General features: G+C 54.5%; 21 protein-coding genes. All 21 read right to left on the bottom strand.

Going from position 1 to position 20,250, the window contains the following annotated elements; translation table 11 throughout:
• Positions 1 to 12: 12 nt before the first annotated feature.
• The 21 genes from PV433_RS12435 to yfmF all read right to left on the bottom strand — a co-directional run bounded on the left by PV433_RS12435 (position 13) and on the right by yfmF (position 20,239).
• Positions 13 to 963: a dipeptidase gene (locus tag PV433_RS12435; RefSeq protein WP_190926558.1), complete on the bottom strand. Its 951-nt coding sequence runs from the start codon at positions 961 to 963 to the stop codon at positions 13 to 15.
• A gap of 139 nt (positions 964 to 1,102) precedes the next feature.
• The gene (locus tag PV433_RS12440) at positions 1,103 to 1,363 is read right to left on the bottom strand and encodes a stage V sporulation protein S (RefSeq protein WP_006211249.1); all 261 of its coding nucleotides are present in this window, start codon (positions 1,361 to 1,363) and stop codon (positions 1,103 to 1,105) included.
• Positions 1,364 to 1,643: 280 nt separating this feature from the next.
• Positions 1,644 to 2,441 carry a TIGR00282 family metallophosphoesterase gene (locus tag PV433_RS12445; protein ID WP_332072626.1) on the bottom strand — a complete coding sequence of 266 codons (798 nt, stop codon included), beginning with the start codon at positions 2,439 to 2,441 and terminating at the stop codon, positions 1,644 to 1,646.
• Positions 2,442 to 2,576: 135 nt separating this feature from the next.
• On the bottom strand, positions 2,577 to 4,118 hold the full coding sequence (rny, locus tag PV433_RS12450; protein ID WP_190926556.1) for a ribonuclease Y: 1,542 nt from the start codon (positions 4,116 to 4,118) through the stop codon (positions 2,577 to 2,579).
• 273 nt (positions 4,119 to 4,391) lie between these two features.
• Positions 4,392 to 5,597: an ROK family protein gene (locus PV433_RS12455; RefSeq protein WP_332072458.1), complete on the bottom strand. Its 1,206-nt coding sequence runs from the start codon at positions 5,595 to 5,597 to the stop codon at positions 4,392 to 4,394.
• The gene (locus PV433_RS12460; protein WP_332072459.1) at positions 5,590 to 6,126 is read right to left on the bottom strand and encodes a chromate transporter; all 537 of its coding nucleotides are present in this window, start codon (positions 6,124 to 6,126) and stop codon (positions 5,590 to 5,592) included. The genes PV433_RS12455 and PV433_RS12460 overlap by 8 nt, the downstream gene beginning before the upstream one ends.
• Positions 6,127 to 6,153: 27 nt before the next feature.
• Entirely contained in the window at positions 6,154 to 6,780 is a 627-nt protein-coding gene (locus PV433_RS12465) for a chromate transporter (protein WP_332072460.1), read from the bottom strand.
• A 333-nt stretch (positions 6,781 to 7,113) separates the two neighbouring features.
• A complete protein-coding gene (locus PV433_RS12470) occupies positions 7,114 to 8,085 on the bottom strand; it encodes a Gfo/Idh/MocA family protein (RefSeq protein WP_332072461.1) in 972 nt (323 codons plus the stop codon).
• 78 nt (positions 8,086 to 8,163) lie between these two features.
• Positions 8,164 to 8,856, bottom strand: coding sequence for a RecX family transcriptional regulator (locus PV433_RS12475; RefSeq protein WP_332072462.1), 693 nt, complete (start codon positions 8,854 to 8,856; stop codon positions 8,164 to 8,166).
• Between the two features lie 96 nt (positions 8,857 to 8,952).
• Positions 8,953 to 10,005, bottom strand: a complete 1,053-nt coding sequence (recA, locus tag PV433_RS12480; RefSeq protein WP_332072463.1) for a recombinase RecA — start codon at positions 10,003 to 10,005, stop codon at positions 8,953 to 8,955.
• Between the two features lie 315 nt (positions 10,006 to 10,320).
• Positions 10,321 to 11,571 carry a competence/damage-inducible protein A gene (locus PV433_RS12485; protein ID WP_332072464.1) on the bottom strand — a complete coding sequence of 417 codons (1,251 nt, stop codon included), beginning with the start codon at positions 11,569 to 11,571 and terminating at the stop codon, positions 10,321 to 10,323.
• 106 nt (positions 11,572 to 11,677) lie between these two features.
• Complete coding sequence (gene pgsA, locus PV433_RS12490) at positions 11,678 to 12,256, bottom strand: CDP-diacylglycerol--glycerol-3-phosphate 3-phosphatidyltransferase (protein ID WP_190926540.1); 579 nt, start codon at positions 12,254 to 12,256, stop codon at positions 11,678 to 11,680.
• Positions 12,253 to 13,581, bottom strand: a complete 1,329-nt coding sequence (gene rimO / locus PV433_RS12495; RefSeq protein ID WP_190926538.1) for a 30S ribosomal protein S12 methylthiotransferase RimO — start codon at positions 13,579 to 13,581, stop codon at positions 12,253 to 12,255. Before rimO ends, pgsA begins: the two co-directional genes overlap by 4 nt.
• Before the next feature lie 260 nt (positions 13,582 to 13,841).
• On the bottom strand, positions 13,842 to 14,333 hold the full coding sequence (locus PV433_RS12500) for a YajQ family cyclic di-GMP-binding protein (protein WP_332072465.1): 492 nt from the start codon (positions 14,331 to 14,333) through the stop codon (positions 13,842 to 13,844).
• A gap of 108 nt (positions 14,334 to 14,441) precedes the next feature.
• On the bottom strand, positions 14,442 to 14,603 hold the full coding sequence (locus PV433_RS12505) for a hypothetical protein (RefSeq protein ID WP_190926535.1): 162 nt from the start codon (positions 14,601 to 14,603) through the stop codon (positions 14,442 to 14,444).
• Between the two features lie 89 nt (positions 14,604 to 14,692).
• The gene (locus PV433_RS12510; RefSeq protein ID WP_332072466.1) at positions 14,693 to 15,592 is read right to left on the bottom strand and encodes a helix-turn-helix domain-containing protein; all 900 of its coding nucleotides are present in this window, start codon (positions 15,590 to 15,592) and stop codon (positions 14,693 to 14,695) included.
• A gap of 52 nt (positions 15,593 to 15,644) precedes the next feature.
• Positions 15,645 to 16,412, bottom strand: coding sequence for a DUF3388 domain-containing protein (locus PV433_RS12515; RefSeq protein ID WP_190926531.1), 768 nt, complete (start codon positions 16,410 to 16,412; stop codon positions 15,645 to 15,647).
• A 151-nt stretch (positions 16,413 to 16,563) separates the two neighbouring features.
• A complete protein-coding gene (locus PV433_RS12520; RefSeq protein WP_190926529.1) occupies positions 16,564 to 16,812 on the bottom strand; it encodes a DUF3243 domain-containing protein in 249 nt (82 codons plus the stop codon).
• A 110-nt stretch (positions 16,813 to 16,922) separates the two neighbouring features.
• A complete protein-coding gene (ymfI, locus tag PV433_RS12525) occupies positions 16,923 to 17,672 on the bottom strand; it encodes an elongation factor P 5-aminopentanone reductase (protein WP_332072467.1) in 750 nt (249 codons plus the stop codon).
• Complete coding sequence (yfmH, locus tag PV433_RS12530) at positions 17,669 to 18,955, bottom strand: EF-P 5-aminopentanol modification-associated protein YfmH (protein WP_332072468.1); 1,287 nt, start codon at positions 18,953 to 18,955, stop codon at positions 17,669 to 17,671. Before yfmH ends, ymfI begins: the two co-directional genes overlap by 4 nt.
• Before the next feature lie 3 nt (positions 18,956 to 18,958).
• Positions 18,959 to 20,239 (bottom strand): EF-P 5-aminopentanol modification-associated protein YfmF, encoded by a 1,281-nt coding sequence (gene yfmF, locus PV433_RS12535; RefSeq protein ID WP_332072469.1) that lies wholly within the window; start codon positions 20,237 to 20,239, stop codon positions 18,959 to 18,961.
• Between the last annotated feature and the right edge of the window lie 11 nt (positions 20,240 to 20,250).

Below are 20,250 nucleotides of genomic sequence, written 5' to 3' on the forward strand. Positions count from 1 at the left end.
TTGATCTGCCGACTAGCATTCTGATTTTGGCAGGGCCGTCACAAAATATTCATACCAATTGCGAAACATGACCCGCTCCACAAGCTCCGCGGACATCCGTTTCGATAGCGCTTCCTCGAGCCGGGCGTAGCCGGACGGGTCTTCCAAGCCCGGCACCTTTTTGCCGATTCCGTCGAAATCAGCTCCCAGCGCAGCCGCCCGCTCGCCTCCCCATTCGCAAACCGTCTCGATATGCCGGACCACCTCATCGATCGTCGCCGATTCGTTTGCGCTTACAAACGGTGGAAAAAAGTTGATGCCGATCACGCCTCCGCGTTCGGCGATACACGTGATTTGCCGCTTGTTCAGGTTGCGCGCATGCACGCATAACTCGAAAACGTTGGAATGCGAGGCGACGAAAGCCTTCCCGCTTAACTCGGCAACTTCCCAGAAGCTGCGTTCGGCCAAATGAGACACATCTATTATTATTCCCAAGGAATCGCATTCTTTAACAAGGCGCCGCCCTTTTATCGTTAATCCGCCGTTTCGCGGCTCGGATACGCCGTCTGCAGCCCAGTTCGCAAAATTCCAGGTCAACCCGAGCATCCGGACGCCGAGCCGGTACAGCTCCCGGACGTGGTCGACACGGCCGTTCAGCGCATCCGCGCCTTCCAGTGTCAGCAGCGCTCCCGGGCGCCCCGCTCGCACCGCCGCCTGCAAATCTTCGGATGAGCGGACGGCTACCATCCCGGCTTGCTCGATAATCCGACTGTGAAACAGCTCGGCACAAGTCCTTATCTGCTCCATATTCGATTCCGGCAAGCTTTCCGATATCCATATCGCAAAACATTGCATCGCCGAACCTGCCTGCTGCAGCTTATCCTTTGTCACGTCCAGCCGCGAGTCGTTTCCTGCAAAACAGATCGTCGGATCAAGCAGAAGCTTGCTTAAAACGTCGCAATGCGCATCAATAACCGTCATCATGTCCGTCCCCTTCCCGATTTCGGATAATCGACTTTCCGTATGTATGCGAACGCAACCTTTTCGCGGGCCGCAAAAAAAGCCCCTTACAGGAGCTTTATATCAATCGTTTTACTATAGGCTTGCTTGCAAGCTTCGCGTTCTAACGCGGTTCGACAATCAGCTTGATCGCGGTGCGATCTTCGCCGTCAATAACTATATCCGTGAAGGCCGGGATGCAAATCAAATCTACGCCGCTCGGTGCTACGAATCCTCGTGCGATCGCTACAGCCTTGATAGCCTGATTCAACGCTCCAGCGCCAATGGCTTGAAGTTCCGCCCCGCCTCGCTCGCGCAATACGCCGGCCAATGCACCCGCAACGGAGTTGGGATTGGACTTTGCTGAAACTTTTAATACTTCCATGGCTAGACCTCCTCGGGAATGTTGGATGAATTCCACTACTACACTATTCGTGCAGTTCTGGAATAATTCCTTCTTCCGGCAAGTAGTAAACCACATTAAATTTCAAAAGTTTCTGTCAATTCGCGCAATTGTTGGATACATGGCGCTCCCGCACCTCAGACCGCCACCGCATTCACTAGCTGTGTTGCGTCAAGTTACGGAGACGGAGACCGGGAAGGAGGGGCGCCGGCTTCTGCCGGTAATGACTATTCGCCCCGCGTCCCTTTCCCGCTGCTTCCATCTATTCGAAAATCATCTCCGTCTCGAACCGGCGGACCAGCTCGATTTTTTTGGCCATCCCGCTCTCTGCGTCCAGGTCGATCACGACGGCGTGAAGCTGCCATTTGCCTTCATCAGCCGTAAACCGGACAGGCAGCTGGGTTTTGAACTTCTGCAGCACCGCTTCCCGCTCCATGCCGAGCACGCCGTCCCTGGCTCCGGTCATGCCGACATCGGTCACGTAGCCGGTCCCTTGCGGCAGGATTCGCTCGTCGTGGGTCTGCACATGGGTATGTGTCCCGACAACCGCCGACACTTTCCCGTCGAGATGCCAGCCCATGGCGATTTTTTCGGAAGTCGCCTCCGCGTGGAAGTCGACGAATATATGCTTCTGCTTCTTTTTGAGCTTATCGAGGATCGAATCGATCGTCTGAAACGGGCAGTCCAGCGGAGGCAAAAAGGTGCGGCCCATCAAATTGACGATCGCCAGCTCTTTGCCCGCCTTGTTTTTCAGAATCGTCATTCCTTCGCCCGGTGTGCCGGGCGGATAATTGGCCGGACGGACGATCCGGGCCTCCTCCTCGATAAAATTGAAGATGTCTTTGTTGTCCCAAGTATGGTTCCCCATCGTAATGCCATGAACGCCGAGCTCGAACAGCTCTTTGGCGATTTGCGCCGTGATGCCGCGGCCGCCGGCCGCATTCTCACCGTTCACTACGATAAAGGCGGGATCGTATTTGCGCTTCAACTCGGGCAGCTGCGTCTTCACCGCTCTGCGGCCGGAGCCTCCAACAATATCCCCTATAAACAAGATGCGTATGGAACTCTCCTCCTTCATCGGTACCGGGCGGGCCATAACCGTCAGCGGGCCTCTTACGGCCCCCCGGCAAAAGCAAAGGAGAAGTGGCCGGATAGCCACTTCTCGCTTTCGTTTCGGATGCTGGTTGTTCGTCTATTACTTTGCGTACTCGACGGCCCGCGTCTCGCGAATTACCGTCACTTTGATATGACCCGGATAATCGAGCTCGCTTTCGATCTTCTTCGTAATATCGCGTGCCAACCGGAACGCTTCCGTATCGTCGATCTTCTCTGGCTGCACCATAACGCGAACTTCGCGGCCCGCCTGGATGGCGTACGACTTCTCGACGCCGTCGAACGATTCGGTAATCTCCTCCAGCTTCTCGAGCCGCTTGATGTACGTCTCCAGCGTCTCTCTGCGCGCGCCCGGTCTGGCAGCCGACAAGGCGTCCGCCGCGCCGACCAGCATGGCGATCACGGAGGTTGCCTCGCAGTCTCCATGGTGGGAAGCGATGCTGTTTACGACGACCGGGTGTTCCTTGTACTTTTTGCCGATCTCGACGCCGATCTCGACATGAGAGCCTTCGACTTCATGGTCAAGCGCTTTGCCGATGTCGTGAAGAAGCCCGGCCCGTTTCGCCAACGTGACGTCTTCTCCCAGCTCGCCTGCCATCAGTCCGGCCAAATAAGCGACTTCCATCGAATGCTTCAGGACGTTCTGCCCGTAGCTCGTACGGAACTTCAACCGGCCGAGTATTTTGATCAGATCCGGATGCAGTCCGTGAACGCCTGTCTCGAACGTTGCCTGTTCGCCATACTCGCGGATCCGTTCGTCCACTTCCTTGCGCGATTTCTCTACCATCTCTTCGATTCGCGCCGGATGGATTCGTCCGTCCGCTACTAACTTTTCAAGCGAAGTCCGGGCAATTTCTCTCCGGATCGGATCGAAGCCGGACAAGATGACCGCCTCCGGCGTATCGTCGATGATGAGGTCGATCCCCGTCAACGTCTCCAGCGCACGAATGTTGCGGCCTTCGCGTCCGATAATGCGGCCCTTCATCTCTTCGTTTGGAAGCGCCACTACAGATACCGTCGTTTCCGCTACATGGTCTGCGGCACAGCGCTGAATCGCTAGTGTAATGATCTCGCGCGCACGTTTCTCGGCTTCTTCCTTCGCCTGGTTCTCGATGTCTTTGATCAATTGTGCCGTCTCATGCCGCACCTCTTGCTCGACGGAGGACAAAATGAGTTGCTTCGCCTCTTCCATCGTCAGCGCGGATATGCGCTCCAGCTCGGCTACTTGGGAACGGTACAGCTGGTCAATTTGAGATTGCGTCTCGTCAATCCGCTTCTCTTTGTTGGCGACTTGCTCCTCTTTACGCTCGAGGGATTCCATTTTTTTATCCAGCGTTTCCTCTTTTTGCAACAATCGTCTTTCTTGCCGTTGAGTTTCATTCCGACGTTCACGAATGTCTTTTTCAGCTTCGGCGCGAAGTTTATGAATTTCGTCCTTCGCTTCCAGTACAGCTTCCTTCTTCTGAGCTTCGGCTTCTTTCTTAGCCGCTTCGATCAGCTGACGGGCAGCTTCTTCCGCACTGGAGATTTTCGCCTCAGCGAGGGACTTGCGGATAAAATAACCAATCCCAAAGCATATAGCGCCAACAACGAGAGCGATCACGATCGTGATGACAATGTCCATCTTGTTCACCTCCTCGTTGAAGCCTCCAAGGGGTTAGCTTGGGATATTCGGTTTTTTATTCCGGTTGCTTTCCACTTCGTTCAATCCATGACCTCCGGTTGCAAGACCGGTCAAAACGACACGCTTTCCGCGGATTTCCGCCGTAAGGGGCGGCGAAAACCTGCATAAAAGGAAAAAAGGGCGTAATCCGGCGAAAACGGCGTGTACACCCTCATTTTAGCTTTTGCGAAAGAAGCTTGTCAAGCAACTCGGGAGCGCTCCGATGAAACGTTTTCAAAGCGTCAGCCGATCGATCACCATCGCCGCCGCTCCGACCGCCAGCGCGTCGTCCGACAGCTTGCCTCTTGTGAACGTAACCGGGTAGGTCGGATAATACAACGTATTTTTTAACGCTACCTGGGTGCTGATCTGGTAAAACAGCTCGTTGGTCGTAATGAGCGGCCCGCCTAGAATCACTTTCTCCGGGTGCAAAATGTTCAAAAGATTGGATAGTCCAATCCCGAAAAAAGTGGCGGCTTGCGTAAACAGCTCGGTAACCAGCCTGTCGTCGGCCGATAAAGCTTTCAGCAAATGCTGAAATTCAACCTCGTCGGGGTGCTGGACCCAGTCGCCCAACACGCTTCTGCGGCCTTGCTTCAAGCGGACGGCCGCCTGCTTCTCCAACACCGGAATGGAAACGAACGATTCGAGGCAGCCGTATACGTGCGGGCGTTCCGGATGCGGCGGGCCGTCCGTCTGGATAATCATATGCCCGACCGATCCTTCCATATCTACCGCCCCGTATACGAGCTGACCGTTCGACATCATCGCCGAGCGAATGCCGACCCCGGCTCGGACGTACAGCAGATGACGGTACTGCTGCGGAGATCCGGCCCAATATTCGGCCAGTAATGCGGTATTGGCCCCATTATCGAGCAGCACGGGAACGCCCAGCTCCTGCTCGAGTCTCGGGCCGATCGGCACCTGGCTCCATCCTTCCGCCGGAAAGGAATGCGGATTCAGCATCATCCCCTTGGTCCGGTCAACCGGGCCGACTGCGGCGATGCCCAAACCCAAAAAGCGCTCCCGATCGAGCGCATGCTTCTGAATCATCCGTTTGGCAGCGCCGGCAATTTCGCCGAGCAGCAAATCGGGGGTCAGCCGGTCCGTCATCTGCCAGGAGACGGAATCCAGCTTCTCAAGCTGCAAATCGCACAGGACGAGCCGGGTCGAAGCTCTGGAGACGTCCAGCCCGAATACGTATCCGCGATGCTGGTTCAGCCTGTACAGCAGCGGCCGTCTTCCACCGGACGACTCGCCGAGTCCGCTTTCCTCGATCCATCCCGATGTGGCGAGCTCCTCCAACATCCTCGTCAATGTGCTCGACGTCAGTCCGTCCAGCTCCAGCAAATCAAATTTTGAAACGATTCCTTTTCTCCGGATTTCCGCGAAAATCTGTTTTGCCTTCCGGTTCGGAATCCAATCCTCCAAATTAGGCATACACCGCTACACCCACCAGACCGGATACGGCAATTACCGCGAGCGGATGCACCCGAAAGCGCATAAGGGCGATAAAAGCGCCGGCGAATATGGCGAGAAACCAAACCGTATTCCAGTCGAACGCAAAGATGGCGCCGCCGTTCAGAAGCAGCCTGTAGGCCGCATAAAAAATTAGCGCTGCGACTATCGGCCGCAGTCCGTAAAACGCCGATTCCACTATCCCGTGACGGTGAAATTTGGCGAACAGCATGCCCGCCGCAATAACGAGCAGCAGCGATGGCAGCGTCATCCCGATCGCGGAAACGGCTGCACCTGCCCAGCCTTGCGTGTAATAGCCGATCATAATGGCTATATTGGTCGCTATCGGCCCAGGCGATGCTCCCGCTACTGCAATTATACCAGAAAATGTGTCCGCATTCATCCATCCCTGCGTAACCGCTTCGTGCTCGATTACCGAAACCATCGAATAGCCGCCGCCGACCGATACGAATCCGATTAATAAAAATGTGACGAACAGCTCCGCCAGCATCGCGCTATTCCTCCCCTCTCCACCGCCCTATATGCCCTCTCCGATAAAGTAGTCGGGCTCTCTATACGGGCCTTGGGCCGGTCTGCGGCCCCCTCCGTGGCGATTATTCCACAATCCGATCCCGATTCCCGCCAAAGCGCCGAGCAAAATAACGAGTATCGGCGAAACGAACTTGAGCAACAGCACAGCGGCGGCTGCAATCGCGATCAGGGTCGTCCATTTATCGGTTAGAGCGGTCTTCGACACGCGGTATCCGGCGTATACGATCATCGCCACCACTGCAGGCTTCATTCCTTGCAGCGCGGCTGCCACTTTCACGTTATCCTGCAGCGACAGGAGCAGCGTCGCAAGTCCCGTCACGATCAGAAAGGTCGGCAGCATCATCCCAATTACGGCCATAACGGCGCCGCTTATGCCCGCGACCCGGTAACCGATGAACGAGGCGGCGTTTAATGCGACGGCACCGGGTATCGTCTGTGATACGGCCAGCACGTCGCCGATTTCCTCCTGCTTGATCCAGCCCTGTTTATGAACGGCTTCCTTCTCCAAAACCGGGATCATCGCATAGCCGCCCCCGAACGTAACCGGAGCGATTTTAAGAAATGTCCAAAATATGGGCCCAAGCTGCTTCGTAGTACTCCGTAAGTTCCCCATTGTAATCCGTCCTCCCCTAGACAATTTCATTATACCTCACTTTATACCATTTTGGAATAAAGATATTGGCCTTTTTTGAAAAGGTCGCTCGGACACTGGACATCCGCCCAGAATTCATAGAACGTATCGAATAACTTTACACCATATTGAAATAATAAAAATGTGGTTTTCTGAGCTTGAGCCTGGCCGGTCCAAGGTTGTACATGCCGGACAGAAATCGCAGTTCCGCATACAACAAAAAAAGCCATCCAAGGAATCGCTTCCCCGACAGCTTTCTCGGAAATGAGATAAAGTTGAACAACAAGACAAAATCGAGTCGGCATCCGGTCCCGTTCAGCTGCGGATCTTAACGAGCTCATCCATCACTTTGGCGGTCCGCAGCGCGGATTCGCCGGTGCTTGGACAACGTCCCTTGCCCAGCAGCTCGTCTACGATCGTCTGAATGAGCGGCTGTTGGATATGCTCCGGATGCTCCAGCGAATAGTCTCCGATTCCGTCCGCAGTCGTAAGCCGGATCGGTTCGCTGCCGAAGGTGGAGAACGTCAGCTTGCCTTGCGAGCCGACGATTTCATTCATTTCGCCCCCCTGATAAGCGGTAAAGCACCATACTCCCGTTCCCTGCACGCCCGATTCGAACACATACGTCCCGCTTACGACATCTTCCGCCTCATACGCCTTCCCTTGATTGCCGGCTCTTCCGGCCGCATCCCGGATCGGTCCCAGCAAAAAGTCGAGCAGATCCAGCGTATGGCTCGCCAGATCAAAAAAATGGCCGCCCCCGGAAATTTCCGGCCTAACTCTCCACGGCAAGCTGCCGGGATCTTCGGTCAGCTTTTTGGTATGTACGGTCGTAACGAACCGAACTTCCCCGATCGCGCCCATGCTCAGCAGCTGCTTCACTTTGAGAAACCGCGGAAGCGCTCTCCGGTAGTAAGCGACAAACAGCGGTACCCCCGCCTTCCGGCACGCTTCGATCATCTCCTCGCATTCGCCCGCGTTCATCGCCATCGGTTTTTCTACGTATACGGGCTTTCCCGCCCCAGCTGCGGCGAGGACATACTCTTTGTGCGACGCAGGCGGAGTCGCCACGTATACGGCGTCCACCTGCGGGTCTCCGATCAGTCTATCCGCATCGTCATACCATCTGCCTACGCGGTGCCGCCGGGCGTAATCCTCCGCCAGCTCTCCGTTTCGCCTCATCACGGCGACCAGTTCCGACCCCGCCGCCTGCTGAAAGCCCGGCCCGCTTTTGACTTCCGTTACGTTCCCGCAGCCGACAATTCCCCACCGGATCGTATTCTCCATCCTTATTCCTCCGCTCCGTTATCCGCTTTCGCTTAACGTTGATGCTTCCCTGCCTGTAAAGCCGCCGCTTAACCATACTTATTCTTCCGGCCATTCCCACAGCTCCGAGTCTTCACTGCGCTCGTCTTCGTCCGCAGCCTCCTCTACAATACGCCGGATGGCCTTGCCCACAATAGATGCCGAATACCCGCGCCGCATCAGAAAACCAGCGGTCTTCCGCCTTTTGTCCTGAGAGGTTCCGCTCGTCAGCTTCCACTTTTTCAAGCCGAGCTCGAAGCAGATCCGCTCTTCTTCGTCCGGACGAACTTGATCAAGCGCCTCCTGAATCGTTGCAGGGGCGACACCCTTTTGCTGCAGCTCCTGCTTGACCCATCTGCTGCCCTTTTTCTGCGAGTAGATCCGCTGCTCCGTCCATAATACCGCAAAATCGGCGTCGTCGAGATACCTCTGCTCCTTCAGCCGCTGTATAATCCGGTCAATCAGCGGTTCCGTATATTCCTTGCGCTTTAGAAACTGCCGGACCTCCTTCTCCGACCTCGGCCGGCGGCCGACATGCTTCAAGGCGTCAGACCATGCCCTCTGCTGCTCCTCGTCCTCCAGCACGCGGCGCAGCTTGTCCGCCTCGACCCGCTCCCCTTTCAGCAGCCGGTGCTTGATCAGCACTTCCTCGTAGACCGTTAGCGCATGCTGTCCGTCCAGATAGATGAGATACCGGCCGTTCCTCCTCGGATGCCTTTCGACAGCAGTAATGAGGGATTCCGTGTTGTTCATGCTGCCTCCTTCCGATAGCCAAACAGCGCAAAAACCGAAAACGCACCTTATCAAAATTCAAAGGTGCGCATCCGGTTATGCAGTCGTCACATGATGTTATTCGAACGCTGCCAGCTCATCTTCGTCCTCGTCGTCATCCGACGAAACCATCTGAGCGCCAACTTGGTTCATATTGCTTGCCTCACGGATCCTCTGTTCGATAACGGCAGCGATCTGCGGGTTATCTTTAAGGAACTGCTTTGCGTTTTCGCGGCCTTGGCCAAGACGTTCGCCGTCATAGGAATACCAAGCGCCGCTTTTGTTAACGATATCCATCTCCGTTCCGATATCCACAATGCTGCCTTCGCGGGAGATGCCTTCCCCGTACATGATGTCCACCTCGGCTTGCTTAAATGGCGGAGCAACTTTATTTTTAACTACCTTGATCCGCGTCCGGTTGCCGACCATGTCATTGCCTTGCTTGATCGTCTCGACACGGCGCACTTCCAGCCGGACGGAAGAATAGAACTTCAGCGCGCGTCCGCCCGGAGTCGTTTCCGGGTTACCAAACATAACGCCGACCTTCTCACGGAGCTGGTTAATAAAGATCGCGATAACCTTCGACTTGTTGATCGCACCAGACAGCTTCCGGAGCGCCTGGGACATAAGCCGGGCTTGCAGGCCGACGTGGGAGTCGCCCATCTCGCCTTCGATTTCCGCTTTCGGTACGAGAGCGGCTACGGAGTCTATAACAATGATGTCGACCGCACCGCTGCGAACGAGCGCTTCCGCGATCTCAAGCGCCTGCTCGCCGGTATCCGGCTGTGACAACAGCAATTCGTCGATGTTAATACCCAGCTTGCTTGCATACAACGGGTCCAAAGCGTGCTCGGCATCGATAAAGGCGGCTTGGCCTCCGGCCCGCTGCACTTCGGCGATCGCATGCAGCGCCACTGTCGTTTTACCTGACGATTCTGGTCCGTAAACTTCGATGATTCTTCCTCTCGGAAATCCGCCAACCCCAATAGCGATATCGAGCGCAAGCGCTCCGGTAGGGATGGTCTCCACCTGCATGTGGGTGGATTCACCAAGTTTCATAATCGATCCTTTGCCAAATTGCTTCTCAATTTGACGCAGGGCATTTTCCAACGCAGCGCGGCGATCTGACAACCTACTCACTTCCTTTTTATCGTTTCTATAGCTTATGATACCTTCTTTTCGCCCATTTGCCAAGTATTTTTTCGAACATACATTCGCATTTTTTTTGCGAACAGTCGCTGCGGCCATCTCCAGTCCCGCCAAATAGCCGTATTCGCACGTATCCGCCTGATAAGCGTATGACCTTCGAACGGACAAAAAAACACCGCAACAAGGCTACCAGGGCCATGTTACGGTGCTTCCGCTACAATACTGCAAGTATATCGCATGATCTCGTCCCGGGCAACACAAACTTTGCCGGGCCTCCGAGCAGACGACGCTCGCGGCTTACTTTTTAAGACGCTGCCACAGCCGGTATAAAGCGTGCTTGGCCGCCTTCAGCCGAATCGATTCGCGATTGCCCGACAATTGAAGCTTCTCCGCTTCGGCGCCGCGTCCGCGCTCGGCTATGCCGATGTAGACGAGCCCTACCGGCTTGTCTTCCGATTCAGCAGGCCCCGCTACTCCCGTAACCGAGATCGCGTAATCCGAGCCGATTCTCTCCATCACCTGCTCGGCGAGCAGCACAGCTGTCTCGGCACTGACTGCGCCGGGCGCGCCGGCGCCTTCGAGCAGTTCCGCCGGCACACCTAACAGGTTCCGCTTGATTTCGTTCGTATAACAGACAATCCCACCCTTGTAAGCGGCAGAACTGCCGGCTACTTCGGTGATCATCTCGCTGACCAGCCCTCCCGTACAGCTTTCGGCAAGCGCCAGCGTTTTGTCTGCTTCGGCAAGCTGCAATACGATCACACGTTCGATCGGCACATCCGAATCGGCGTAGATGTGATCTCCGACCCGGCTCCGGACTTCCCGTTCGGTTGCCGCCAGCTTCCGCTGCGCTTCCTCGGCCGTCACGGCCCGCGTCGTCAGCCGGATGCTCACTTCGCCTTCCTTCGCATAAGGAGCGATCGTAGGGTCCTGCTGGCCTTCGATCAGGTCGATCAGCCGGTGCTCCAGGTTGGACTCGCCGATCCCGGCGAACTTGAGCATTTTCGAGTGCAGAGGAGCCGCTTCCTCACCCATCACCGAGCTGATCCACGGGATCGCGTACCGGTCGAACATCGGCTTCATTTCCTTCGGCGGGCCGGGAAGCAGCACATAATGCGTCCCCTCATGCGTCAAAGCGACGCCTACCGCAAGCCCGTTGTCGTTGGAGAGTGGCTCGCAGCCTTCGATCAGATTGGCTTGTCTGGCGTTGCTCTCCACCATTTCCGTTCCTCGAGCGCGGAACAGCGAGACGATTTTGTCCATCGACGGTTGATGAATCGATATCGACAATCCAAGAAGTTCCGCAAGAGCATCCTTCGTCAGATCGTCCTGCGTCGGGCCCAGCCCTCCGGTCACGATGACGAAGTCCGCCCGCGAGGCCGCCAGCTCGAACGTCTGCCGCAGCCGCTCCCGGTTATCCCCGACGACCGTCTGGTAATACACATTCAGTCCTATGCCTGCGCAGCCTTGCGCTATGTATTGGGCGTTCGTGTTGACAATCTGGCCGAGCAGCAGCTCCGTGCCTACCGCGATAATCTCCGCTCTCATATCCGTTCTCCCTCTCCTGCCGCCAAGCCTTCCCAGCCGGCCGGCTCCGGTTATCTCCCCAAAAAACAACCCGGTGCGGTAAACCGACCGGTTGTTTGCAAGCCGTTTAATGGTCGAATTGAATTACGTGCCAGTTTTTGGCGAAATAATCGATTCCGGAATAAATCGTAATGATCGCCGCGATCCAGCTCGCAATCAAGTCGAACGGAATATTGAGGAACGCGAACGGAAAATTGTTAATGAGCAAGGCAATAATGGCGGTAATTTGGGCAGCCGTCTTCCATTTCCCAAGTTTGCTGGCCGCCAGCACGATACCTTCCGCCGCGCAAATCGAACGGAGCCCGGTTACGGCAAACTCCCGGCTGATAATGACGATTGCGATCCATGCATCCAGCTTGCCCATATCAACCAGCGATACGAGCACAGCGCTGACGAGCAACTTGTCCGCCAGCGGATCGAGCAGCTTGCCGAGGTTCGTAATCAGCTTGTGCTTGCGCGCGATATAGCCATCGAGACTATCCGTGCTGGCCGCAATAATAAAGATAAGAACCGCGATAATCTGGTTGTACGTAATGCTGAACTGTTCAATCCGGATAGGAGGCAGATCGAGATTCACAAGCAGGAAAAACATAATGACAGGGACGAGAAATATTCTCGCCACTGTTATGCGGTTCGCCAGATTCACGCGATCCCCTCCCCGGACAAATCGAATTCGAAGGAGTGCGTAATCCGCACCTTTTGCATCTCGCCGATCCCGGCGGAGCATTTTGAAACGAACACTTCGCCGTCCACGTCCGGAGCATCGTATTCCGAGCGACCGATGTATACGTCGTTGCGCCCGTCGTACCGTTCAATCAGCACATTCAGTTCTTGCCCGATCCGCTTGCCGTTCTCTTCGCGGGATATTTCACGCTGGATTTCCATCAGCGTCGTCGCCCGGAATTCCTTGACGTCCTCCGGAAGCTGATCCGGCAGTCTGGAAGCCGGAGTGTCCTCCTCCTGCGAGTAGGAGAATACGCCGAGCCGGTCGAACTTCATCTCTTTGACAAACTCGCACAAGTTGGCGAAGTCCTCTTCCGTCTCGCCCGGGAATCCCACGATTACCGATGTGCGGATCGCCACGTCGGGCATGCGGGCACGGATTTTGGCGACCAGTTCCCGAGCGTCGCGCTGACGGCCCGGACGGCGCATCCGTTTCAGGATCGTGTCCTCGCTGTGCTGAAGCGGCATGTCGATATATTTGCAAACTTTAGGATTGGATGCGATCGTTTCGATCAACTCGTCTGTAAAGAAGCCCGGATACGCATAATGAAGCCGTACCCACTCGATGCCGGGCACTTCGCTGACACGGTCCAGCAGGGCCGGGAGCATGAACTTGTCGTACAGGTCGGTTCCGTAGTTGGTAGAATCCTGCGCGATCAGACTGATCTCCCGAACGCCCTGCGACGCTAGCGATTGCGCTTCGGCGACAACCGATTCGATCGAGCGGCTGCGGAACTTGCCACGCATGATCGGAATGCTGCAGAACGTACAGGCGTTATCGCAGCCCTCGGCAATTTTGACATACGCCGTATAACGCGGAGTGGTCACTCTGCGCGGCAACGCCTTCTCGTAATTAAATGCCGGATTGCCGATCAGAATCGGTTTTCTCCCTGCAAGCGCTTCATCGATAATATCGTTAATTTTATCGAAATCGCCGGTTCCGACAATCCCGTCGATCTCCGGCATTTCGTTCATCAGCTCTTTTTTGTAACGCTGGGTCAGGCATCCGGAGACGATCAGCGCCTTCAGACTGGCCGTATCTTTCAATTCGGCCAAGTCAAGGATTGTATTGACGGACTCTTCTTTGGCGGCGTCAATAAATCCGCACGTATTGACGATAATGACGGTTGCGTCTTCCTTATCGTCGACCAGCGAGTAGCCGCGTTCATGAATGAGGCCGGACATGATCTCCGAGTCCACCAAGTTTTTTTCGCAGCCAAGCGTAACGACTTTTACTTTTTCTGTCATGAACTAGTTCCCCCAAGCTCTATTCGAAAGCGTAATCTTTCATTTTGCGGTGCGCGCGCTCGTATCGAAAGCCTGCTATAGCGGACAGTGCTTTTACGGAGCGCAGCAGTAACGTGCCCTGCATAACATACACACAAGTATAATACACTCTGCTTGAAAGTGTCAAAAATAGAAGATACGCCGGTTTTAGGCCGAAAAATCGCATATACGGCAAAAAGCCGTACTTGTAACAGTAAGGCCGGCTGCCATATGCACAAAACTTATCTGAAGTTGACGAACTGCAGGTCGAGATCGATATCGGATTGCCTCAGCAGTTGAATCGCTTTTTGCAGATCGTCCTTGTTTTTGCCGGTAACGCGGATTTGGTCGCCCTGGATCTGGCTTTTGACTTTCAGCTTGGAATCCCGCAGCAGCACATTAATTTTTTTGGCATGTTCCTGACCGATCCCCTGCTTCAGCCCGATCCGCTGACGGATGGTGGAGGAAGCGGCCGGCTCCAGTTTGCCGTATTGCAAGTTTTTAAGAGATATCCCTCTCTTGACCATCTTCGAATGAAGAACGTCCAGCACGCTGTTCAGCTTGTACTCATCGTCAGAGATGACGACCAGTTCGTTTTTGTCAAGCTGGATGCTGCTTTTGGAGCCTTTAAAATCGAAGCGGTTGTCGATTTCCTTTTCGGCTTGTTGTATGGCATTGTTCAATTCCTGCATGTCGATCGCCGAGACGACGTCGAACGAATTCTCGGAGCTCATCTAATCCAATCCCGCCTTCCCATCGTTTCCTCCATTATAACAATCGGTGCTTACGAAAAAAAGACACCTTCGCAGGTGCCCCGGGGATGCCGATCGGCATGAAGATCGTTAACGCGCTCGATCCGGCGTTCGAAACATATCCAATACGCCGAGGATGATATGAGCGACGCCAAAGCCTAATATTCCGTAGCCCCATACGTTCGGGGTCAAGTACCAGCCAACCAGGCTTACGATCACGCCCAAGATGGTGACTACCCAGCTTGTTCCCATTGTCGATTCCCTCGCTTCGCGATAAAGTCGATACGTAATCGTAGGGTTGCCGGAATAAGAGCGGTTTATTCTTCCCCGGGCGCTGCCCGTTACATCGGTTTTTCCAAATCGATCTGCACTTTTTTGGAGGCTTTGACCGTTCCGAGCTGGATCGGGACTCCGTTGACGGTAATCTCGGCAGCAGGAGGAAATCCGATATTCAAGTAGACGCTTTGATCGGACGTCCAATCGCGGGTATCGCCTTTTTTGTAAAGCTTCGACTCGATCGATTGATGCTCCTGCTTACGATCGGCGGTGGCCGGGATAATCTTGCTGATGCTGAGCCAGCACTCTTCTCCGTTAATAACCAGCTTCACATTCAGTTTATCGGCATTCGTCACCGTATAGTAGTCGATATTGCCTACAGAGCGGGTAAACGTAACGACGGGCTCGGGGAGATTGACAGGCGGCGGGGTGACCGAACCTTCGGGAGGCTGGCCGGTGTCCGTTTGGCCACCGGCTGCAGCGTCTCCCGTATTTTGTACGGACGGGGCATTCTTATCCGGAAGCTTGTCCGTAATTTTATCGCTCGGGTCCACTTGTTTTTTAGGATCGTTCCCACTGTAAGACGTCCCGATAAAGTAGTAAATGATGCCCAATATAAGCAGGATGAACGACAGCATCAAAATATTGGACGCCCATTTGCTGAGTTTCTCCGTATTGCGCGTACTGCTCCGCTTCCGGCGGATCGGCTCTACGGCCGGTTCGACCTCCGTCGCCGGCACCGCTTTCCCGTATTGCTCGAGAACTTCATTCGGGTCCAGCCCGACCGTCTCGGCATAGCTTTTGATGAAGGCGCGAACATAAAAATTGCCCGGCAATACTTTGTAATCGCCTTCCTCGATCGCTTCCAAATACCGCTTTCGGATTTTTGTCGTTTCCTCAAGCTGGTCGAGCGATATTCCTTTATCCAGACGCGCTTTTTTCAGCAGCTGTCCCAAATCCGACACTGTTCAATCACCTCCTGGGGTTTGTCATGGTGCGGGAAAGAATGGGCGGGTGTTAAAACCCGTCGTTGTCGAAGTTCGTGAACGACTCGTACGATATTTCCTCTTCCGGCGTATTCCGAAGTTCTACAATAACATTAAACGTATCATAAGTATACTCCGATTCGCGAATGAATATATCCGGATGTTCAATCACTTTGGTCGAAGGCATCGCCATAATCTCGCGGAGCAGCATATGATGCTTCTCGTTGGAGCGCATCGTTGATACGATTCCGTCGATGATGAACACGTTGGAAGGATTCATTTCGTCGTCCGACATTTGACTGCGTACCGTCTGTCTGAGCAGCGTCGAGGATACGAACGTCCATCGCTTCTTGGCGCATACGCTTCCGGCGATGATCGATTCCGTTTTGCCGACGCGCGGCATTCCCCGCAGCCCTATGACCTGATTGCCCTCCTGCTTGCACAGCTCGCCCAGAAAGTCGACCAATAGTCCCAATTCGTCGCGGGTGAACCGGAACGTCTTGCGGTCGTCGGAGTCGCGTTCGATGTATCGGCCGTGACGAACGGCCAAAATATCGACCAGCTTCGGTGCGCGAAGTGCCGATACAGTAATATTATCCACTTTTTTCAACATCTTACCCATCAATTCAATTTTTTCGTCGTCGTTCGTCTGCAGCAGCATACCGCGGGTCCGGTCTTCGACGCCGTTGATGGTTAATATATTGATCTCCAGCATCCCCATCAGAGATGCGATATCGCCAAGCAAACCCGGACGGTTTTTATGTATTTTGTATTCCATGTACCACTGTTTCGTTTCCATCTGCTCTCACCTTTCCGCCAGTTGTCGACCCTTATCAAAACTATTCTACAATATTCGTCATTATCCTCCTAGCCTGTGTCTAAAAAGTTCCGTTACGCGGTAAAAGCCCCCTGCTAGAGGAGGCTTCGGACTTCCAACCGCTGTTCGGTTGTTAGGCGCGAACCAGTTTTACCATCAGGCGGGCAAGCGTCGTTTTCTCTTGATCGTCCGCTACGTCCCACAGTTCCTTCAGCATGCGTTCTTCTTTATTTTCCGGATCGATCTTGTCGGCCAGAAATTCTCCAAGCTGGGCGGCGAGCTTGGCAATCGTTTCGTCGCTCATGCCTGCGCTGTGCGCCTGCTCGACCCGCTCGGACAAAAACTCTTTCCAGCGCTCGAAGTTTTTCAATACAGTTGCCATGATCGGTTTCCTCCTTGTCGCTGTAAGTTACGATGCAACAATTGTAGGATGTGCCGATTGCGGAGTCCGTATACGAACGCTGCTTGTCCAACTTCAGGAAAACGTCCGGCTCAGGTTAGCCAGCCGCCGTTCGGACTGATGATTTGCCCGGTGATATACCCCGATTCGGGAAGAGCGATAAAATAGACCAGCGAAGCGATTTCATCGGGATGCGCAAATCTGCCGGCGGGAATGTCGTTTTGCAGCGCTTCTTTCTCGGCCGTATTCCATTTGTCGTTCATTGATGTCTCTACGACTCCCGGGGCGACAGCGTTGACGGTGACGCCCGAAGGCGCCAGCTCTTTGGCCAGCGCTTTCGTAAATGCGTTCACCCCGCCTTTGGCGGTGGAATAGACGACCTCGCAGGAAGCGCCGGATATGCCCCAGACGGACGAAACATTAATGATTCGCCCGTACTTTTGCTTGATCATCGAATCCATAAACAGCTGGGTGCACATGAACATTCCTTTCAAATTAACGTCCATCACATGCACCCATTCATCCTCGGAAACGTCCTGCAGCAGTCCGTAGTGGGCGACCCCCGCATTGTTGACCAGTATATCCGGCACCATTCCGTGCTTCTCCATCTTTTCCTTCATCCGCTGCAGCTGTTCCTTCGAGCGTACGTCCGCCGTTACCGTCAATACGTTCGCACCGAGATTCAGACAGGCCCGCGCCGTTTCGTTGGCCGTTTCGTGAGAATGTAAGTAATGGATGACGACCTTCATACCGACGGAGGCGAAGCGCTGGGCGATGGCTGCCCCAATGCCCCGGCTCGCGCCAGTAATAAGCACGGTCGTCTCAGAGAACGGCTTAATCATCCTTGCGGGCTCCGCACGATCGATATGGCAAACCGGTCGAAATCGGCATGCTCGCGCAGTCTCTCATTGGCCTCTTCCAGCGTAACCGACTCGTATACGCCAAGCACGTCAAACAGGCTCGTATTTTTAAATTCATACTTCGTAAACTCGTTGGCCATCGCTTCCGGTGAGTTCATCATGCGCAAAAATCCGCCGATTTTCTTTTTTCTACTTCGTTCAAACGACTCTGCACTGATTCCTTCGGACTTGGCGCGTTCCAGAGCCGCCTTCACCCGCTGTACAAGCTCGTCGGGATTTTTCGTATCGCCTCCGATAATGGAGAACGCGTAGTTGGAATTGCAGTTGTATTCGTGACCGAACGTATCGGAGATCAGCCCGTCGTCGTACAAATCGCGGTACAGCTGGGAACTCGGACTAAGCAGGGCGTCCAGCACGAGCTTCGTCGTCATTTCCCGCTTCAGCGGCCCGCCTTTCTCCCCTTCAGTGCTCAGCTCCTTAAAGCCGAACAGGCATTTCGGGAGCGATACGGGGAGCTCGATCACTTTTTCGCGCTCGCTTACCTGACCCGGCTCTTCCTCGAAGAAGCGGCGGATGTCGCCCTGTGACGGGAACGTTTTGGCTGCCTGGTTGTCGCGGACCAGCTGCATAATCGGCTCGACTTCGACGCCTCCGACAACGAACAGGCTCATGTTGCTCGGATGATAAAACGTATGGTAACACTCGTACAACGTATCCTTAGTAATCTGCGCAATCGAATCGATCGTCCCGGCAATGTCGATCCGCACCGGATGCTTGCTGTACAGCGCCTCGATCAGGCCGAAATAAACGCGCCAATCGGGATTGTCCCGGTACATGTTGATCTCTTGGCCGATGATTCCTTTTTCTTTCTCGACGTTTTGCTCGGTAAAGTACGGGTTTTGCACGAAATTGATCAATGTCGTCAGGTTTTCGGTTACCTGCTCGGTTGCCGAGAACAAATAAACCGTTCGGTCGAAACTGGTGAACGCGTTGGCCGAAGCGCCCTGGGAAGCGAACGTGGCGAAAATGTCGCCGGTCGGCTCTTCGAACATCTTATGTTCCAGAAAATGAGCGATTCCGTCCGGAACGGATACTTCCTGCTTGCCCTCGACTTGAAAATGGTTGTCGATCGAACCGTACTTGGTCGAAAACGTCGCGTAAATTTTATGAAATCCGGGCTTCGGCAGGACGTATACTTTGAGTCCGTTCGGCAGTTGCTCGTAATAAAGCGTCTCTTTCAGTCGGGTAAACGGTATCGTTTGCATGCGTCACTCCCCCTTCCGGTCTCTCAAAAAGTATACAGTGTCGAGCTTAACGCCTTGGGCTACGCGGCGAATCGCTTCGACGTCCACCCGCCCGATCTGTTCGATCAACTCGGCTGCCGAGCGCACCTTGCCGGAGAGCTGATTGTTGAAGTCCAGCGAGATGGTCTCATACGCCGAATCTTGGCTTTCGCGCAGCTGGTTCGAGATCATGGCGCGCGTCTGCGACAGCTCCAGGTCGCTATATTGGCCTTCGTTCATTTGGGCGATCTGCTTCTGAATAATGTCTACCGCTTTTTCATAGTTGGCGAATTCGATCCCGGACTGAATCGTTAAAATGCCTTTGTGGCCGTCCAGACGGGAAGAAGCGTAATAAGCGAGACTCTCCTTTTCCCTGACGTTTAAGAACAGCTTGGAATGCGGATAACCGCCTAAAATTCCGTTATACATCAGCATCGCCGGATAATCGTCGTCCGAATAAGTTACATAAGTGCGAAGCCCCATATTCAGCTTGCCTTGCGTTACATCTAGACGCTCGACTACCGTGTTGACCTGCTCCACCTGCCGGTGCTCGGGCTTTTGGTTATATGCGACGGATTGCGGACGATTCCACTTAAAAGCCGCTTCGACAAGCGGTTTAACCTCGGCCAGCGTCGTATTGCCCACCACGTATACGTCGATCGGCGATTCCGCAAGCCACTGTTTGTAGGAAGCGTACAAAGATTCGGGCGTAATGGCCGCCAAATCGGCTACTTTGCCGAGCGGGTGGAGCCGGTACGGCTCGTTTTTGCACATCTCCTCCATGCAGCGCTCTGCGGCATAACGGATTTTATCGTTAATGATGGCTTCGATTCGTTTGCGAAGCGTATCTTTCTCCGCTTCCACATATTTGGTTCTGAAGGCGCCGTTCTCCAATACCGGATCGGTAATCGCCTCACCGACGAATTGCAGAGCCTGCTCCAGCATCGAGCCGGAGTCCGAGACAAAGTCGTCATGAATCATATCCATGCGGAACTGGACGATCTGGTAGCCGCCTCTTTTGTAAATATCGAAGCCGAAGCCGGCTCCGTACAGGTCGTCCTGGCGTTCCCGGAACTGCTTGGTTTCGGGCAAGCTGGACGTGCCCCTGCGAAGAACGAACGGCGTGAGCGCTACCGGCGTTACGGACGATTCATTCAACGGACGTCCTATGTATACCGAGATAGCGTACGTCTTAAACTGATCCGTCGGCAGAACGTGCAATCTCACGTTTCCCACGGTATCCCTTTCGAATGCAGACTTATTCAAAGGCAACTTGC

The organism is Paenibacillus sp. GYB004 (genome assembly GCF_036577605.1).
GTDB classification, from domain to species: Bacteria; Bacillota; Bacilli; order Paenibacillales; family NBRC-103111; genus Paenibacillus_AB; species Paenibacillus_AB oceani.

Excerpts from the sequence above, each read along its gene's own strand:
- PV433_RS12435 (WP_190926558.1), bottom strand. The coding sequence starts at position 963 with ATGATGACGGTTATTGATGCGCATTGCGACGTTTTAAGCAAGCTTCTG.
- PV433_RS12440 (WP_006211249.1), bottom strand. The coding sequence starts at position 1,363 with ATGGAAGTATTAAAAGTTTCAGCAAAGTCCAATCCCAACTCCGTTGCG.
- rny (WP_190926556.1), bottom strand. The coding sequence starts at position 4,118 with ATGGACATTGTCATCACGATCGTGATCGCTCTCGTTGTTGGCGCTATA.
- PV433_RS12455 (WP_332072458.1), bottom strand. The coding sequence starts at position 5,597 with ATGCCTAATTTGGAGGATTGGATTCCGAACCGGAAGGCAAAACAGATT.
- PV433_RS12460 (WP_332072459.1), bottom strand. The coding sequence starts at position 6,126 with ATGCTGGCGGAGCTGTTCGTCACATTTTTATTAATCGGATTCGTATCG.
- PV433_RS12465 (WP_332072460.1), bottom strand. The coding sequence starts at position 6,780 with ATGGGGAACTTACGGAGTACTACGAAGCAGCTTGGGCCCATATTTTGG.
- PV433_RS12470 (WP_332072461.1), bottom strand. The coding sequence starts at position 8,085 with ATGGAGAATACGATCCGGTGGGGAATTGTCGGCTGCGGGAACGTAACG.
- PV433_RS12475 (WP_332072462.1), bottom strand. The coding sequence starts at position 8,856 with ATGAACAACACGGAATCCCTCATTACTGCTGTCGAAAGGCATCCGAGG.
- PV433_RS12485 (WP_332072464.1), bottom strand. The coding sequence starts at position 11,571 with ATGAGAGCGGAGATTATCGCGGTAGGCACGGAGCTGCTGCTCGGCCAG.
- rimO (WP_190926538.1), bottom strand. The coding sequence starts at position 13,581 with ATGACAGAAAAAGTAAAAGTCGTTACGCTTGGCTGCGAAAAAAACTTG.
- PV433_RS12500 (WP_332072465.1), bottom strand. The coding sequence starts at position 14,333 with ATGAGCTCCGAGAATTCGTTCGACGTCGTCTCGGCGATCGACATGCAG.
- PV433_RS12505 (WP_190926535.1), bottom strand. The coding sequence starts at position 14,603 with ATGGGAACAAGCTGGGTAGTCACCATCTTGGGCGTGATCGTAAGCCTG.
- PV433_RS12515 (WP_190926531.1), bottom strand. The coding sequence starts at position 16,412 with ATGGAAACGAAACAGTGGTACATGGAATACAAAATACATAAAAACCGT.
- PV433_RS12520 (WP_190926529.1), bottom strand. The coding sequence starts at position 16,812 with ATGGCAACTGTATTGAAAAACTTCGAGCGCTGGAAAGAGTTTTTGTCC.
- ymfI (WP_332072467.1), bottom strand. The coding sequence starts at position 17,672 with ATGATTAAGCCGTTCTCTGAGACGACCGTGCTTATTACTGGCGCGAGC.
- yfmH (WP_332072468.1), bottom strand. The coding sequence starts at position 18,955 with ATGCAAACGATACCGTTTACCCGACTGAAAGAGACGCTTTATTACGAG.